The sequence below is a fragment of the Rhizobium sp. PAMB 3182 genome, assembly GCF_052908355.1.
On record NZ_CM128607.1, the window covers coordinates 2,852,354 to 2,866,791 of the forward strand.

Genomic DNA, 14,438 nt, shown 5'->3' on the forward strand with positions numbered 1-14,438 from the left:
AAAGTTACAGCTTTGCGAATAAGTTCGGTGGTCGAACTAAGTCTTCGACCTTCCCGTTGGAGAGGTCAGCCGAAGGCGATCTGCGCTTTCATGGCCTTTGTCCGGTCGGAGGCGGCAATGAAGGCCTGCTCGGCTTCGGCAAGCGGCATGGTGTGGGTGATGAGCGGTTTGACGTCGATCAGCCCGGCCTGCATCAGCCTCACGGCGGTCGCAAATTCCTCGTGGAAACGGAAGGAGCCGCGCAGGTCGAGTTCCTTCGAGGTGATCGCCATCATCGGCACGCTCATGTCGCCACCGAGGCCAAGCTGCAGGATGACGCCGCGCGGTCGCATCGCGGCAATACCGCCGGCAAGGGCTGGCGCCGCGCCGGAGCATTCGTAGAGGACATCGAAATAGCCCTTGGCGGCGGTGTAGGGTTTCAGCCCGTCCGGATCTTCGGAGAGGTTGATGGTCCGATCCGCGCCGACCGTCTCGGCAAATTTCAGCGTCTGTGCAGTGAGGTCGGTCGCGACGATCTCGGCGGCGCCGGCGCGTCGGGCGCCGAGAATCGCCAGCGTGCCGATCGGGCCGCAGCCGGTGACGAGGACGCGCTTGCCGAGCATCTCGCCGGCGCGCCGCGTGGCGTGCAGGGTGACGGACAGCGGCTCCGCCATCGCCGCTTCGCCGGCGGTGAGGCCATCGGCCTTCACGCATTGGCTGGCGTCTGCCACCAGGACTTCCCGGAACGCACCCTGGATATGCGGGAAGGGCATGGCCGAACCGTAGAAGCGCATGTTGAGGCAATGATTGTGCAGACCCTTTTGGCAGTATTCGCAGGTGCCGCACGGGCGCGAGGGCGAGACTGCGACGAGGTCGCCGACAGCCAGAGCCGAGACGCCTTCGCCGAGAGCCGAGATGTGGCCGGAAACTTCGTGGCCGAGGATCATCGGCTCTTTCAGGCGCACCGCACCGAAGCCGCCGTGGTTATAGTAATGCAGGTCGGAGCCGCAGACGCCGCCGGTGGCAAGGCGGATCTGCACTTCGCCCTTGCCCGGCAGGACCTCGGTGCGTTCTTCAATGCGAAGATCGTGTGCGGCGTGGATGACGATGGCTTTCATGGACGTGTCTTTCAAAGAACGGGTGTCGGCAGGTCGCGACCGGCAAAATGGGCATCGAGATTATCGAAGACGAGCTTGCCCATCGCCTTGCGGGTCTCGTAGGTGCCGGAGGCATGGTGCGGCTGCAGGAGCACGTTGTCGAGTGTGAGAAAGCGCGGATCGAGCTTCGGTTCGCCTTCGAAGACGTCGAGCGCCGCCGAGCCGAGCCTGCCGTCCTGCAGGGCCTCGATCAGCGCATCCTCGTCGATGTTCGCCGCGCGGGAAATGTTGATCAGCATGCCTTCCGGTCCCAGCGCCGCGATCACCTGTCGGTTGACGATGTGGCGCGTGTCAGGTGTGGCAGCCAGCGCAACGAAGAGAAAGTCGGACTGCTTGGCCAGTTCGACCGGGTCGGCAATGAATTTCCAGTCGCCGGCCACGGCCTTCGGGCTGCGGTTGCAATAGGCGATCTCCATGTCGAAGCCGGCCAGACGCCTGGCGACCTCGAAGCCGATGCGGCCGAGGCCGAGGATGCCGGCCCGCTTTCCGTGAACGCGTCTCTGCAGCGGATAGAGGCCTTTTGCCGCCCAGTCGCCGCTCCTGACCCAGCGCTCGGCGCCGATCATGCCGCGGGAGAGCGTGAGCATCATCGCGATGCCGAGATCGGCGACGTCCTTCGTCAGGACATCCGGCGTGTTGGTGACACGGATACCGCGCTCGCGGGCCGCCGTGAGATCGACCGCGTCATAGCCGACGCCGTAGACGCTGATGACTTCGAGGTTCGGCAGGGCTTCGATCATGGCCCGGCTGGCGCCGAGTTCGCCACGGGTGGCGATGCCGCGAATGCCGGCGGCGTTTTCGGCGAGGAAGGCCTGCTTGTCGTCCGCTTCGAAATAGCGATGCATGACAAAATTCTCGTTCAGGCGTTCCTCGTCCCATGACGGGTAGGGACCCACCTGCAGTATCTCGATTTTCGACAAGGGTGCCTCCCGGCTCCAGTGTTATTGTTATCGATAACATAGCGAATTGCGACTGATTGTCGAGGGCATGCGCTTCGACAATCCGTATTTGGGGTCAGCCGAGCTTGCAGCCGTTGGCCGTCAGATAGACCGCGTAGAGCGAGGTTGTGGCGGTGATGAACAGCCGGTTGCGCTTGGGCCCGCCGAAGGTGACGTTTGAGACGATTTCGGGGATCAGGATCTTGCCGATCATCGTGCCGTCGGGATCGTAGCAGTGCACGCCGTCGCCGGCGCTGGTCCAGATGCGGCCGGTGCGGTCGAGGCGGAAGCCGTCGAAGAAGCCGGCGGTGCAATCTGCAAACATGCCGAGGTCGCTGAGGCTGTTGTCGGCGTTGACCGCGAACTTGCGGATGTGATGGGGGCCGCCCGGCTGGTGGGTGCCGCCGGTGTCGACGATATAGAGCAGGCTTTCGTCGGGCGAGAAGGCAAGGCCGTTCGGCTTGACGAAATCATCGGCGACGCGGACGGTCTTTCTCGTGGACGGATCGTGGCGGTAGACGTGGCAGCCGCCGATCTCTTCCTTGCCGTAATCGCCCTCATAATCATGCATGATGCCGTAGGAGGGGTCGGTAAACCAGATCGTGTCGTCCGACTTGACCACGACATCGTTCGGCGAATTGAAGCGTTTGCCTTCGAAATTATCGGCGATAACGGTGATGGAGCCATCGACTTCCGTGCGGGTGACGCGGCGGGCAAGATGTTCGCAGGTGACCAGCCGGCCCTGATTGTCGACGGTGTTGCCGTTGCAGTTGTTGGAGGGCTGACGGAAGACGGCGGTCGTGCCACCGGCTTCGTCGTAGCGCATCATCCGGTTGTTGGGGATGTCGGAGAAAACCAGGTAGCGGCCCGGCGCAAACCAGGCGGGGCCTTCCAGCCAGCGACCGCCTGTCCACAGCCGCTCGACCTTGGCATGGCCGACAAAGCAGGCCTCGAACCGCGGATCGATGACCTCGAAACCCGTTCCTTCCAACTCTCCAAACATCAGTCTTCCTCCCGAATTGGCGCGGATCATAGCATTCGCGATCGCCTGATCCAGTCCGTTTCTATTGCTGTTATCGATATCATTTTCAAGGCCGAATGTGAGCTATGGAGATTGATCCCGTCGCTACGTCGGTCGTTATTGCATTGATTCACATGTCCTATCTCTCATTTGACGGCAGCTATGGAAAAACGCCTCCGGGTTATTGCTGGGTGATAGCGATAACTTTATGATCCGCTGACAGAGAATGGCGGGAGGATAGGTTTGGCGAAGAAGGGGATGAGCAAGGGCGGACCGTTGCCTTCCAGCATCGGCGGCAAACCGACGATGGCCGATGTGGCGGATTATGCCGGTGTATCGACCATGACCGTGTCGCGGGCGCTCAAGAAGGACGGGCGGGTTTCCGAAGAGACCCGCAAGCGCATCCTCGAGGCCGTCGATCAACTCGGCTACGTGCTCGACCAGGCGGCCGGGTCTCTCTCCTCGCGACGGACGGGCTTCGTCGCCGCGCTTGTGCCTTCTATCAACAATTCCAACTTCTCCGATACCGCGCGCGGCATTACCGACGCGCTTGAACAATCGGGGCTCCAGCTTCTGCTCGGCTACACGGATTATTCGACCGAGAAGGAGGAGAAGCTGATCCAGTCGATGCTGCAGCGGCGGCCGGAGGGCATTATCCTCACCGGCGGATCGCATACGCCTCAGGCGCGGCGGATGCTGCAGAACTCCGGGATACCGGTGGTCGAGACCTGGGAGATTCCCGAAGAGCCCATCGGCGATGTCGTCGGCTTTTCCAACAGCGAGGTGATGGCCGATCTCGTGCGGGCGCTGGCCGCCAAGGGTTACCGGAAATTCGGCTATATCGGCGGCACGTCGGCGCGCGACACGCGCGGCAGTCTGCGCCGTGCGGGCTTCCTCAAGGCGGTCGAGGAGCTTGGGCTGGAGCCGGGGCGGCTGATTTCCTTTGGCGTACCGCCGATTTCCATCGAGCAGGGCGCGCAGGCAGTCGTCTCCATGCTGGAGCGCTGGCCGGACACGGACGTGGTGCTCTGCGTTTCCGACCTTTCCGCCTTCGGCGCGCTGATGGAATGTCAGCGGCGGGGCATGAAGGTGCCGGGCGACATCGCCATCGCCGGTTTCGGCGATTACGAAATTTCGGCTTTCTGCCACCCCCGGATTTCAACCGTCAATGTCGGCTGCTACGATATCGGTCGGCTCGCCGCGCAGAGGCTGCTTCAGGCGATCGCCGGCGAAGCGGCCAGCGGCGACGAACTGATCCTCACCCCGTACAAGGTGATCCTGCGCGAAAGCGCCTGATCCGTTTCCATTCCATTTCTCAATCATTCATACCGAAAGGCCTCCTTCATGTCTTATACCCGCCCCGCCACCGCGCTCACCCACAAGGGCGTCATGGCCGCCTTGACCGCCGCCATCGCCAAGGCCGAGGAGATGGGTGTCCCGCAGGACATCGTGATCGTCGACCAGAGCGGCGAGACGCTGGCAAAGTTCCGCATGGACGGCGCCAAGTTCACCTCGATGCACACGGCGTCCGCAAAGGCCATCACGGCCGCCTCGATCAACGCCGCCACCGGTAACATGCCGCCGGAATTCGGCACGGCGGCGGGCATCGCCTCGCAGGGCCGTGTCACGCATCTGAAGGGCGGCCTGCCGATCCGTTTTTCAGGCCTTCTCGCCGGCGCCATAGGTGTCGGTTCGGGCAAGGGCGAAGAGGATGTCGCCGTGGCGCAGGCAGCACTTGCCGCTATCGGCGCGGATCCGATCGAAGTCTAAAAATGCGGTGATCCGTTCGGCGGGTCGAGTTGCAGATTGAAAATGTTATCGATAACATATGTCGAGAATGCAATGCCGCATTGAGCGGCCGGGCCGGGTCTGCCAACCTGGCCGCTTGATACGCAAACAAGAATTTCGGGAGGAAAATCATGTTTCCATTGTTCGATCTTTCGGGCAGCCGCGCGCTGATCACCGGCTCCAGCCAGGGCATCGGCCTCGCGCTTGCCCATGGTCTTGCGGCGCACGGGGCCGAGGTCATCATCAACGGCCGTAACGCCGACAAGGTGGAAGAGGCGCGCAAGGATCTTGCGGCCAAGGGCTATACGAGCCATGCCGCCATCTTCGATGTCACCGACAAGGCCGAGGTGGATGCGGGCATTGCCAAGATCGAAGCGGAGATTGGCGCGATCGATATTCTCGTCAACAATGCCGGCATGCAGTTTCGAACCCAGCTCGAGGATTATCCGGCCGACAAGTTCGAGCTCCTGTTCAAGACGAATGTCACCAGCGTCTTCCTCGTCGGGCAGGCCGTGGCGCGCCACATGATCGCCCGAGGACGCGGCAAGATCATCAATATCGCCTCCGTGCAGAGCGAACTCGCGCGCCCGTCGATCGCGCCCTACACGGCGACCAAGGGCGCGGTCAAAAACCTGACCAAGGGCATGTGCACCGACTGGGCGAAATACGGGCTGCAGATCAACGCGATCGCGCCCGGCTATTTCAAGACGCCGCTCAACCAGGCGCTGATTGACAATCCCGAATTCACCTCCTGGCTCGAAAAGCGTACGCCGGCCGGGCGCTGGGGCGATGTCGAAGAGCTGATCGGCGCGGCCGTCTTCCTGTCGTCGAAGGCTTCTTCCTTCATCAACGGCGAGACGCTGCATGTCGATGGCGGCATCACCGCCTGCCTCTGAGGAGAAGACATGGCGTTGATCGTGGTGATGGGTGTGAGTGGCTGCGGCAAGTCCTCCATGGGCGCTGCACTGGCTGAAAAGCTCGGGCTGCCGTTCGTTGAAGGGGACGCCCTGCATCCGGCGGCGAACGTCGAGAAGATGTCGAAGGGCATTCCACTGACCGACGACGACCGCTGGCCCTGGCTGGAGAAGGTCGGAGAGACGCTGGCGGCGATGCGGGCGGACGGTGGCGGGATTGCGTCATGCTCCTCGCTCAAGCGGATTTACCGCGATGTCCTGCGGCGCAAGGCGGGCGATGACCTCATCTTCGTCCATCTGCACGGGTCGCGGGATCTGCTTCTCGAACGCATGACCCATCGTCCCGGCCATTTCATGCCCGCTTCGCTGCTCGACAGCCAGCTGGCGACGCTGGAGGTGCCGGGTGCCGATGAACATGCGATTCCGGTCGATTGTGCCGAACCGCTCGAGACAGCCGTGGCCCGTGTCGCGGCGCTGATCAGAAACTGAATGATGGCGGGAGGCCGGGGGATGGCAGGCAATGGCGTGTTGAAGATTGCGGTGATCGGGGCCGGCATCATGGGGTCGGCTATCGCCACGCGACTGCTGGAGGTCGGACAGGAGGTCACGATCTTTGATCTCGATGCCGAAAAGGTCGCGGCCCTTGTGGGGAAGGGCGCGCATGCGGCCGATACGGTGGCTGATGCCGTATTGGTGTCGGATTTCGCTATCCTCAGCCTCAACCATGCGGATATCGTGCGTGCCGTCGTTTTCGGCGAAACGGGTGTTGCCAAGGCTGCTTCGGCCGACAAACTGCTGATCGATATGTCCTCGATCGATCCGAAGGATACCGCTGACATGGCCCGGAAGCTGGCATCCGAAACCGGGATGAAATGGGTCGACTGCCCGCTTTCGGGTGGTGCGCCGGGGGCACTTGGCGGACGGCTTACGATCATGGCTGGCGGCGATGAAGCCGATTTCGAGCGTGCCCGCCAGGTGATGCAGCATCTTGCCGCCAACTATACGCTGATGGGGCCGAATGGGGCGGGGCAGACGGTCAAGCTCATCAATCAGCTGTTCTGCGCGGTGGCCTTCCAGGCGCTCGCCGAGGCGGTGAAACTTGCCGAGGCGGGTGGCGTCGATGCCGCCAGGATTCCGGCTGCGCTGAAGGGTGGACGCGCCGACAGCGCCATCATGCAGGAATTCATGGGCAAGTTCGCCGCCCGGGACTTCACGCCGACGGGTCGGATCGACAACATGCTGAAGGATCTCGACAGCCTTCAGGCGTTCGCGCTGAAGACGAAGACACCGCTGCCGATGACCGGTCCGGTCGTCGAAATCCACCGCCTGCTCTGTGCTGCCGGACTGGGTCCGAAGGACTCGGCGGAGATGATGCGGCTGCTCGACGGCGACCTCGGCTGAAGGCTACGGCGAGGCATTCCAAAATCGCGATGCCTTTCCGCTTTTGCACTTGACGGCGCGCAATTGTTATCGATAACATAACTTCATCACGAGGCTTTGGGAGGAGCGTCTAGTGGGAGAGAGCCGGCTTCTGGAATTTCGGTCGATCACGAAGGAGTTCGGGGGAACCCGTGCGCTTTCGGATGTTTCGATCGATCTGAAGGCCGGCGAAATCCTCGCTCTCCTCGGCGAAAACGGAGCCGGCAAGTCGACGCTGATCAAGACGCTTGCCGGCATTCACAAGCCCGACGGCGGCGAAATCCGTTTTCGCGGCGAAGCCTATGCGCATCGTCCCCCAAAACCCAATGAACGCCAGCCGGTCGCCTTCATCCACCAGGATCTCGGCCTCATCGAATGGATGACGGTCGGTGAAAACGTCGGACTGGCGCAGGGCTTTTCCATGCGCTCCGGCCTGATCGACTGGTCGAGGACGGAGAAACGCGCGGCAGAGGCATTGAAGCTGGTCGGTTGCGATTTCGATCCCTCGACCCGGGTTTCCAGCCTGACGCGGACGGAAAAGTCGCTCGTTGCCATCGCCCGCGCACTGGCGGTCGAAGCGGACGTGCTCGTTCTCGACGAGCCGACGGCAAGCCTTCCGGCCGACGAGGTCGAGCGGCTGTTTGCCGCCATCCGGCCGCTGAAGGAACGCGGTGTTGGGATGATCTATGTCTCGCACCGCCTGGATGAAATCTTCCGCATCGCCGACCGCGTCGCGGTGCTGCGCGACGGCAAGCTCGTCGGCCAGAAAGAGGTTGCCGATACGACGCCGGCCGAGCTGGTGCAGATGATCGTCGGCCGCTCGACGGACGAACTCTTCGTCAAGGCGCAGGCGAATCCCGGCAAGGCCGTCGTCGAAGTGCGAGACCTGCAGTGCGCCGGAACGGCTCCGATCTCCTTCGACATTCGCAAGGGCGAATTGCTCGGTCTGGTCGGCCTGCGCGGCGCCGGCCAGGAGCTCATTGGCCGCGCGCTATTCGGTGCTGAAGACTTTGATGGCAAGGTTCTACTGAACGGCGAGGCGCCGGATCTGTCGAGCCCGATTGCCGCCATGCGCTGCGGTATCGGGCTCATTGCCCGCGACCGGACGGAAGAGTCCGTCGCGCTGTCGCTGTCGGTGCGAGAGAACACCTTTCTCAATCCGGCTGCCGGCAAGCGCAGCCTGTTTTCCTTCCTCACGCCGCGCAGCGAAGCGGCGCATGCGGAGTTCATCGGCCAGTCCGTCGGTCTGAGGCCGAACGATCCCGATCTGCCGGTCGAGGCACTTTCGGGCGGCAACCAGCAGAAGGTGGTGGTCGGGCGCTGGCTGGCGACGGGCCGCAAGCTCCTGATCGCGGAAGATCCGACCGCCGGCGTCGATGTCGGCGCAAAGGCGGACATCTACCGGCTGATCGCCCGTGCGCTCGAAGCCGGGCTCGCGGTCGTCGTGGTGTCCACCGATTTCGAGGAAATCGCCCATATCTGCCACCGCGCGTTGGTGTTTTCGCGCGGTCATATCGTCAGTGAACTTGCCGGAGAGGCGTTGACGACGCCCGCGTTGATAACCGCGGCCTCCGCCTCCGAAGCGGCTTGAACGGGAGAACAGCATGCAGTCGATCGAATCCACGGCGCTTGAGCCGACCAAGGCGGAATTGAAGGGGCTGACGGCCGGCCAGCGGATCGCCCGCCTTTTGCCGGTCTACGGCCTTGTCATCCTAACCGTCGCGCTGATCATTCTCTTTTCGATCATGCTGCCGCGGACCTTCCCGACGCTCCTCAACCTGCGTTCGATCATCTCCGACAAGGCGATCATCGCGCTCCTGTCGCTGGCGGCGATGATCCCGATGGCGGCGGGCCGCATCGACCTGACGATCGGCTACGGCATCGTGCTCTGGCACGTTCTGGCGATCAGCCTGCAGACCATGTTCGGCCTGCCCTGGCCTGTCGCGGTACTGATCGTTCTCGCGCTCGGCGCATTCACGGGCCTGTTGAACGGCCTGCTGGTGGAGGTCGCCAAGATCGATTCCTTCATTGCCACGCTGGGCACCGGCACGGTGCTTTATGCACTGGCGCTCTGGCACACCGGAGGCCGGCAGGTGGTCGGCGTTCTGCCGGACGGCTTCTACGCGCTCAACGGCACCATGCTGTTCGGCCTGCCGATCACCGGCTTCTACGTCATGATCGTCGCTGTCGTCATGTGGATTGCTCTCGAATACCTGCCGATCGGCCGGTACCTCTACGCGATCGGCGCCAATCCCAAGGCTGCGGCGCTCAACGGTATTCCGGTGCGCAAGTTCGTCATGGGGGCATTCATCTCGTCCGGATTTCTGTCGGCGCTGACGGGCGTGCTGCTCGCTTCCAAGCTCAGGATCGGCCAGGCGAGCGTCGGCCTCGAATATCTTCTGCCGGCGCTGGTCGGCGCCTTCCTCGGCTCGACCACGATCAAGCCCGGCCGCGTCAATGTCTGGGGCACGATCGTCGGCGTCGTCATCCTGGCGGTCGGTATTTCCGGCATTCAGCAATTCGGCGGTTCGTTCTTCGTCGAGCCGCTCTTCAACGGCGTGACGCTGCTGGTTGCCATCGGCATCGCGGGATACGCACAGCGCAAACGCGGGGCGGCGAAGAAGGCCGCACCACGAAAATAAGGCCAAGTTCCAGGGGGCTTGCCGGAATACTCAAAGGGAGGAATGAGCATGAAACGCAGGACAATGATGAAGGCGACCGTCGCGGTCGTGGCACTGATGATCTCTGCACCGGCCTTTGCCGATGCCATGGCGGACGCACAGGCCGTCGTCGACAAGTACGCCTCGAAGGTGGACAAGTGGGACGGTCCGACGACTGGTCCGAAGGCCGCTGAAGGCAAGAGCATCGTCGTGCTGGCCGGCGACATGAAAAACGGCGGCATTCTCGGCGTCGTCAACGGCGTCCAGGAGGCTGCCGATGCTGCCGGCTGGAAAGTCACCGTACTGGACGGCGCGGGCTCGATTTCCGGCCGCACGGCGGCCTTCGGCCAGGCGATGGCGCTGAAGCCGGACGGCATCATCATCAACGGCTTCGATGCCGTCGAGCAGGGACCGGCAATGGAGCAGGCCAAGGCCGCCAACATTCCGATGATCTCCTGGCATGCGGCCCCGGCCGTTGGCCCGGTTGCGGATGTCGGCGTCTTCGCCAACGTCACCACGGACGCGATGGAAGTTTCCAAGGCCGCCGCCGACTGGGCCTATGTCGATGCCAAGGGCAAGCCGGGCGTCATCATCTTCACCGACTCGACCTACCAGATCGCGATCGCCAAGGCCGACCGGATGAAGAAGGAGATCGAGGATCTCGGCGGCACGGTGCTCGAATATGTCGACACGCCGATCGCCGAGACCTCGCAGCGCATGCCGCAGCTGACCACGTCGCTCCTGCAGAAGTACGGCGACCAGTGGACGCATTCGCTGGCGATCAACGACCTCTATTTCGACTTCATGGGCCCGTCGCTCGCTGCTGCCGGCATTCCCGGTGACGGGCATCCGGTCAATGTCGCTGCCGGCGATGGTTCGGAAAGCGCCTATCAGCGCATCCGCGCGAAGCAGTATCAGCAGGTCACCGTCGCGGAGCCTCTGAACCTGCAGGGCTGGCAGCTGGTCGACGAACTGAACCGCGCCTTTGCGGGTGAGCAGTGGTCAGGTTACGTCTCGCCGCTGCATGTCGTGACCTCCGCCAACGTCGAATTCGATGGCGGACCGAAGAACACCTTCGATCCCGACAATGGCTATCGCGACGAATACAAGAAGATCTGGGGCAAGATGTAATCAGCCCACCTCCCGGAAAGGGCACGTCGAAAGGCGTGCCCTTTTTGCAGGACCCTCCCTTCAAGGTGCTTTCCATGATCATTCGCTATGCCCTGTTCGAGGGTGAAATCCATGTCGGCAAGGAAGAGGCATTCCGCGCCTATGTGAAAGACCGGCTGGTGCCGCTCTGGACGCAGTTTCCGGGGGCGACGGAGGTACGGGTGCTGGACGGTACGGAGCGTGACGAGGGCGCGCCGGTCTATGCCATGGCGCTCGCCATCCGCTATCCGGATATGGAAACCTGCAATGCGGCGCTGCAAAGCCCGGTCCGCTTCGAAAGCCGGGAGGTCACCAAGGGGCTTCTCGAGATGTTCACCGGCAGGGTGCATCACCACGTCTTTGACGCCAACGAGTATCCGGTGAAGGCTCATTAATCATCACGGATTGGAACATCCGCAGTGCGCATCAAGGGCATTGCAGATGGCAGGCGGTTGCTGCGATAGTCGCTCCGGGGTCTCCGGAGGATGAGCAATGTTGGACGGTACGCAGGTCATGCCGCGGGAAGAGGAAATTCTCGCCTTTCAGAGGCAGTGCGAGGCCTTTTATCCTCCCGACGCGGTCGATGCGCCGATCGCGCAGCAGCGGCAATGGTATGACGCACTTTGCGCGGCATTCGCGCCACCCCTGCCGGCCGGTATGGAAAAGGTGGATGGCGTCGTCGCGGGCGTGCCGGTTCGCCGCTACCGGCCGGAACGTGTCACCACCGATGTCCAGCTCTGCTATTTTCACGGCGGCGGCTTCGTCGTCGGTTCACTTGAAAGCCATGACGCCATCTGCGCCGAGATCGCCGATGCGGTTGGCGCCGAGCTGACGGCTGTCGATTATCGTCTGGCGCCGGAACACCGCTATCCCGCTCCGGCAGACGACTGTTATTCCGTGCTGAGGCTTATCCTGGATCGCGGCGACAAGGTGATCGTAATCGGCGACAGCGCCGGCGGCAACCTGGCGGCCGGCGCGGCGATCCAAGCCCGGCAGCATGGCATCGCCGGCGGTCTCATCGGACAGGTGCTGATCTATCCGGGGCTCGGAGGAGACCTTGTATCCGGCTCCTATGCGGAGATGGCCAATGCGCCCGGGTTGACCACCGCCGATGTCGCCTACTACCGCGAGGTGCTCGGCGCGCCGGAGGAAGATCCGGTCGCCTTTCCGCTGAAGGCCGAGGATCTTTCCGGCCTGCCCCCGGCCTATATCACGTCGGCCCATTTCGACCCGTTGCGGGACGATGCGCGGCTTTATGCCGAGCGGCTGGAAGCGGCAGGCGTCGCGGTCACCTACCGCGACGAGCCACAGATGGTGCATGCCTGGCTCAGAGCCCGCCACATGAGCCCCGGCGCCCGCGCCGGTTTCGTGGCGCTCTGCGAGGGGATCAAGGCACTACTCACATGAAGTCGCGCGGGATGACCTTCTCGAAGGTCTTTTCGAACACCTGCGTCTCGCCTTCATAGGCCACGACGCTGGCGCTCAGCAGCCAGTCGGTTTTCGTGCAGGCGAGCTTCGTGCGGCAGACGGTGCGGACAAACCAGTCGGGGCGGGCCATATCACAAGTCCACTCCGTTTCGCCTGTCACCGAGAGTGGATCGTCGAGGGCGATCGACCAGGTTTCATCACGGATCTGCTGGGTAGAGAGGCCGGTGCCGGGATGTTCGTTTAGACCGGTGTCCTCGTAGATCTTGTGGCGCGTGACGCCCGCCTGCAGGTCGTGAACGACCTTGCGCTTCGTCCCGCCCGGCTTGTGCTCGATGTATTTCGGCAGCGGATCCGGATTGTCCGGTTCCTTGACGGAGATCTTTTCATGTTGTCCGAGAAGGGGCAGGGCCAGGTTCAGTGTCGCCGTGTCGAACGTAAGGCCCGGGTCTGACGGAGCCGGCAGGATCATCGGCCAGTAGGCGGTCGAAAGCGCCAGCCGCAGTTTGTGGCCCTTCTTGAAGGAATAGCCGCAGGCATCGAGCGTCAGCGTGATCCTGACCTTCTCGCCCTTCGGCATCGTTTCCGGGAATTCGTAGGAATTCCTGTGTGCGAGATTGAGCACACCGAAGGCGACGCGGTAGGCCGTGCCGTCCGGATGGACGTCGACGAGGCGGGCGCAAAGGTTCGCCCAGTCGTCTTCGCAGGCCAGTTCGACGGTCACGACGGGGCGCCCGAGAATATCGATATCCGCTTCGAGCGATGTGGTTTCGAACACCAGCGAGCCGGCATCGTCGCCGCGCTGGTCGATCGCCATTTCCGCGTCCGGCTTCAGCGTGAAATATTCGCCCGAGGAGGTGCCGGTGTCGAGCGGCGAGCGATGGTAGATGTCGCCAGTACCTGAGGAGGCGTCCGGAGCACCGAGCACCAGCTTTCCGGTCGACGACACGGAAAGTTCGAGACTTTCCGGCGCTGTCCAGGTGTCCTTGGCAATCCAGAAGCCCGGATCGAAATCGCGACGCGGGGCAGGGCGGATGCCTTCCATGATGTAGGCCCGGACCTGTGGCAGGTCTTCCGCACCGTTCTCTTCGCCACGCAGCCAACGGTTCCACCAGCGGATCGCCTCGCCGTGGAAATCCTGGCGCGGCTTCGGCCAGGCGAAATGCGGATATTTGTGGATCCACGGGCCGAGGAGCGCCTTGGCCTCCTCTCCGAGGCCTTCGACGGCGCGCAGCGGTGTGTTGCGGTAGCCGTCGGCCCAGCCGGCAATCACCAGTGCGGGAATTTCGACGTCATTGAAATCTTCGCAGATCGAGCCGTGCTTCCAGAAGGCGTCGCGGCGCTGGTGGGAGAGCCATTCCTCCAGGAAGTAGGGCTCGTTTTCCAGCCGTTCCATCCACATCTCGCGCCAGCGGTCGCCGACGATCGCGGGATCCGGCGAGCGCGACTGGTAGGCGAGCATCGTGGCAGCCCAGCCGAGCTGGGCTGCGAGATGGCAGCCGTTCTTGTAGTGGATGTCGTCGTTATAGCGGTCGACTGTGGAGGCGATGGAAATGACGGCCTTCAGCGCCGGCGGGCGCAGGGCTGCGACCTGCAGGCAGTTGAAGCCGCCCCAGGAGATGCCCATCATGCCGACGGAACCGTTGCTCCAAGGCTGGGCGGCGATCCAGGCGATCAGCTCACAGGCATTGGCGAGCTCCAGCTCGGTGTATTCGCCGTCGATGACGCCGTCGGATTCGCCGGAGCCGCGAATGTCGACGCGCACGCCGGCGATGCCGGCTTCGGCGAAGACCGGATAGGTCGATTCGTCACGCGGGCTCGTTCCGTCGCGCTTTCTGTAGGGCAGGAACTCGAACACGGCCGGGACCGGATCGGCCGCGGCGCCCTCCGGCATCCAGATGCGGGCCGCAAGCCGCGTGCCGTCGGCGAGCGTGATCCATTGGTTTTCGATGACGGAAAAGGGACGGGACGTCATGGGGGAGCCTTCA

The 14,438-nt window shown here is 63.1% G+C and carries 14 protein-coding genes; 10 read left to right on the forward strand and 4 right to left on the reverse strand.

What is annotated here, in order from left to right; all coding sequences use genetic code 11:
- Positions 1–65: 65 nt before the first annotated feature.
- The 3 genes from ACU5AZ_RS13805 to ACU5AZ_RS13815 all read right to left on the reverse strand — a co-directional run bounded on the left by ACU5AZ_RS13805 (position 66) and on the right by ACU5AZ_RS13815 (position 3,077).
- The gene (locus ACU5AZ_RS13805; protein ID WP_446822923.1) at positions 66–1,097 is read right to left on the reverse strand and encodes an L-idonate 5-dehydrogenase; all 1,032 of its coding nucleotides are present in this window, start codon (positions 1,095–1,097) and stop codon (positions 66–68) included.
- 11 nt (positions 1,098–1,108) lie between these two features.
- Positions 1,109–2,056 carry a 2-hydroxyacid dehydrogenase gene (locus ACU5AZ_RS13810; RefSeq protein ID WP_446822924.1) on the reverse strand — a complete coding sequence of 316 codons (948 nt, stop codon included), beginning with the start codon at positions 2,054–2,056 and terminating at the stop codon, positions 1,109–1,111.
- Positions 2,057–2,150: 94 nt separating this feature from the next.
- The gene (locus ACU5AZ_RS13815) at positions 2,151–3,077 is read right to left on the reverse strand and encodes an SMP-30/gluconolactonase/LRE family protein (protein WP_446822925.1); all 927 of its coding nucleotides are present in this window, start codon (positions 3,075–3,077) and stop codon (positions 2,151–2,153) included.
- A 276-nt stretch (positions 3,078–3,353) separates the two neighbouring features.
- Here ACU5AZ_RS13815 and ACU5AZ_RS13820 point away from each other — a divergent pair, with 276 nt between their 5' ends.
- The 10 genes from ACU5AZ_RS13820 (at position 3,354) to ACU5AZ_RS13865 (ending at position 12,432) form a co-directional block, all read left to right on the forward strand.
- Positions 3,354–4,391 carry a LacI family DNA-binding transcriptional regulator gene (locus ACU5AZ_RS13820; RefSeq protein WP_446822926.1) on the forward strand — a complete coding sequence of 346 codons (1,038 nt, stop codon included), beginning with the start codon at positions 3,354–3,356 and terminating at the stop codon, positions 4,389–4,391.
- A gap of 48 nt (positions 4,392–4,439) precedes the next feature.
- On the forward strand, positions 4,440–4,865 hold the full coding sequence (locus ACU5AZ_RS13825; RefSeq protein ID WP_261928894.1) for a GlcG/HbpS family heme-binding protein: 426 nt from the start codon (positions 4,440–4,442) through the stop codon (positions 4,863–4,865).
- A gap of 149 nt (positions 4,866–5,014) precedes the next feature.
- A complete protein-coding gene (locus ACU5AZ_RS13830; protein WP_446822927.1) occupies positions 5,015–5,779 on the forward strand; it encodes an SDR family oxidoreductase in 765 nt (254 codons plus the stop codon).
- A gap of 9 nt (positions 5,780–5,788) precedes the next feature.
- Complete coding sequence (locus ACU5AZ_RS13835) at positions 5,789–6,286, forward strand: gluconokinase (RefSeq protein WP_446822928.1); 498 nt, start codon at positions 5,789–5,791, stop codon at positions 6,284–6,286.
- A 21-nt stretch (positions 6,287–6,307) separates the two neighbouring features.
- Positions 6,308–7,198, forward strand: a complete 891-nt coding sequence (locus ACU5AZ_RS13840) for an NAD(P)-dependent oxidoreductase (protein ID WP_446822929.1) — start codon at positions 6,308–6,310, stop codon at positions 7,196–7,198.
- A gap of 112 nt (positions 7,199–7,310) precedes the next feature.
- The gene (locus ACU5AZ_RS13845) at positions 7,311–8,807 is read left to right on the forward strand and encodes a sugar ABC transporter ATP-binding protein (protein WP_446822930.1); all 1,497 of its coding nucleotides are present in this window, start codon (positions 7,311–7,313) and stop codon (positions 8,805–8,807) included.
- A 13-nt stretch (positions 8,808–8,820) separates the two neighbouring features.
- The gene (locus ACU5AZ_RS13850; RefSeq protein ID WP_446822931.1) at positions 8,821–9,858 is read left to right on the forward strand and encodes an ABC transporter permease; all 1,038 of its coding nucleotides are present in this window, start codon (positions 8,821–8,823) and stop codon (positions 9,856–9,858) included.
- Positions 9,859–9,906: 48 nt separating this feature from the next.
- Positions 9,907–11,007, forward strand: a complete 1,101-nt coding sequence (locus ACU5AZ_RS13855; protein WP_446822932.1) for an ABC transporter substrate-binding protein — start codon at positions 9,907–9,909, stop codon at positions 11,005–11,007.
- Between the two features lie 74 nt (positions 11,008–11,081).
- Entirely contained in the window at positions 11,082–11,420 is a 339-nt protein-coding gene (locus ACU5AZ_RS13860; protein ID WP_446822933.1) for a hypothetical protein, read from the forward strand.
- A 97-nt stretch (positions 11,421–11,517) separates the two neighbouring features.
- Positions 11,518–12,432 carry an alpha/beta hydrolase gene (locus ACU5AZ_RS13865; RefSeq protein WP_446822934.1) on the forward strand — a complete coding sequence of 305 codons (915 nt, stop codon included), beginning with the start codon at positions 11,518–11,520 and terminating at the stop codon, positions 12,430–12,432.
- On the opposite strand, the gene ACU5AZ_RS13870 is transcribed toward ACU5AZ_RS13865, so the two are convergent.
- Positions 12,425–14,425, reverse strand: coding sequence for a CocE/NonD family hydrolase (locus tag ACU5AZ_RS13870; RefSeq protein ID WP_446822935.1), 2,001 nt, complete (start codon positions 14,423–14,425; stop codon positions 12,425–12,427). The two genes, ACU5AZ_RS13865 and ACU5AZ_RS13870, sit on opposite strands and share 8 nt — an antisense overlap.
- Positions 14,426–14,438 lie beyond the last annotated feature (13 nt).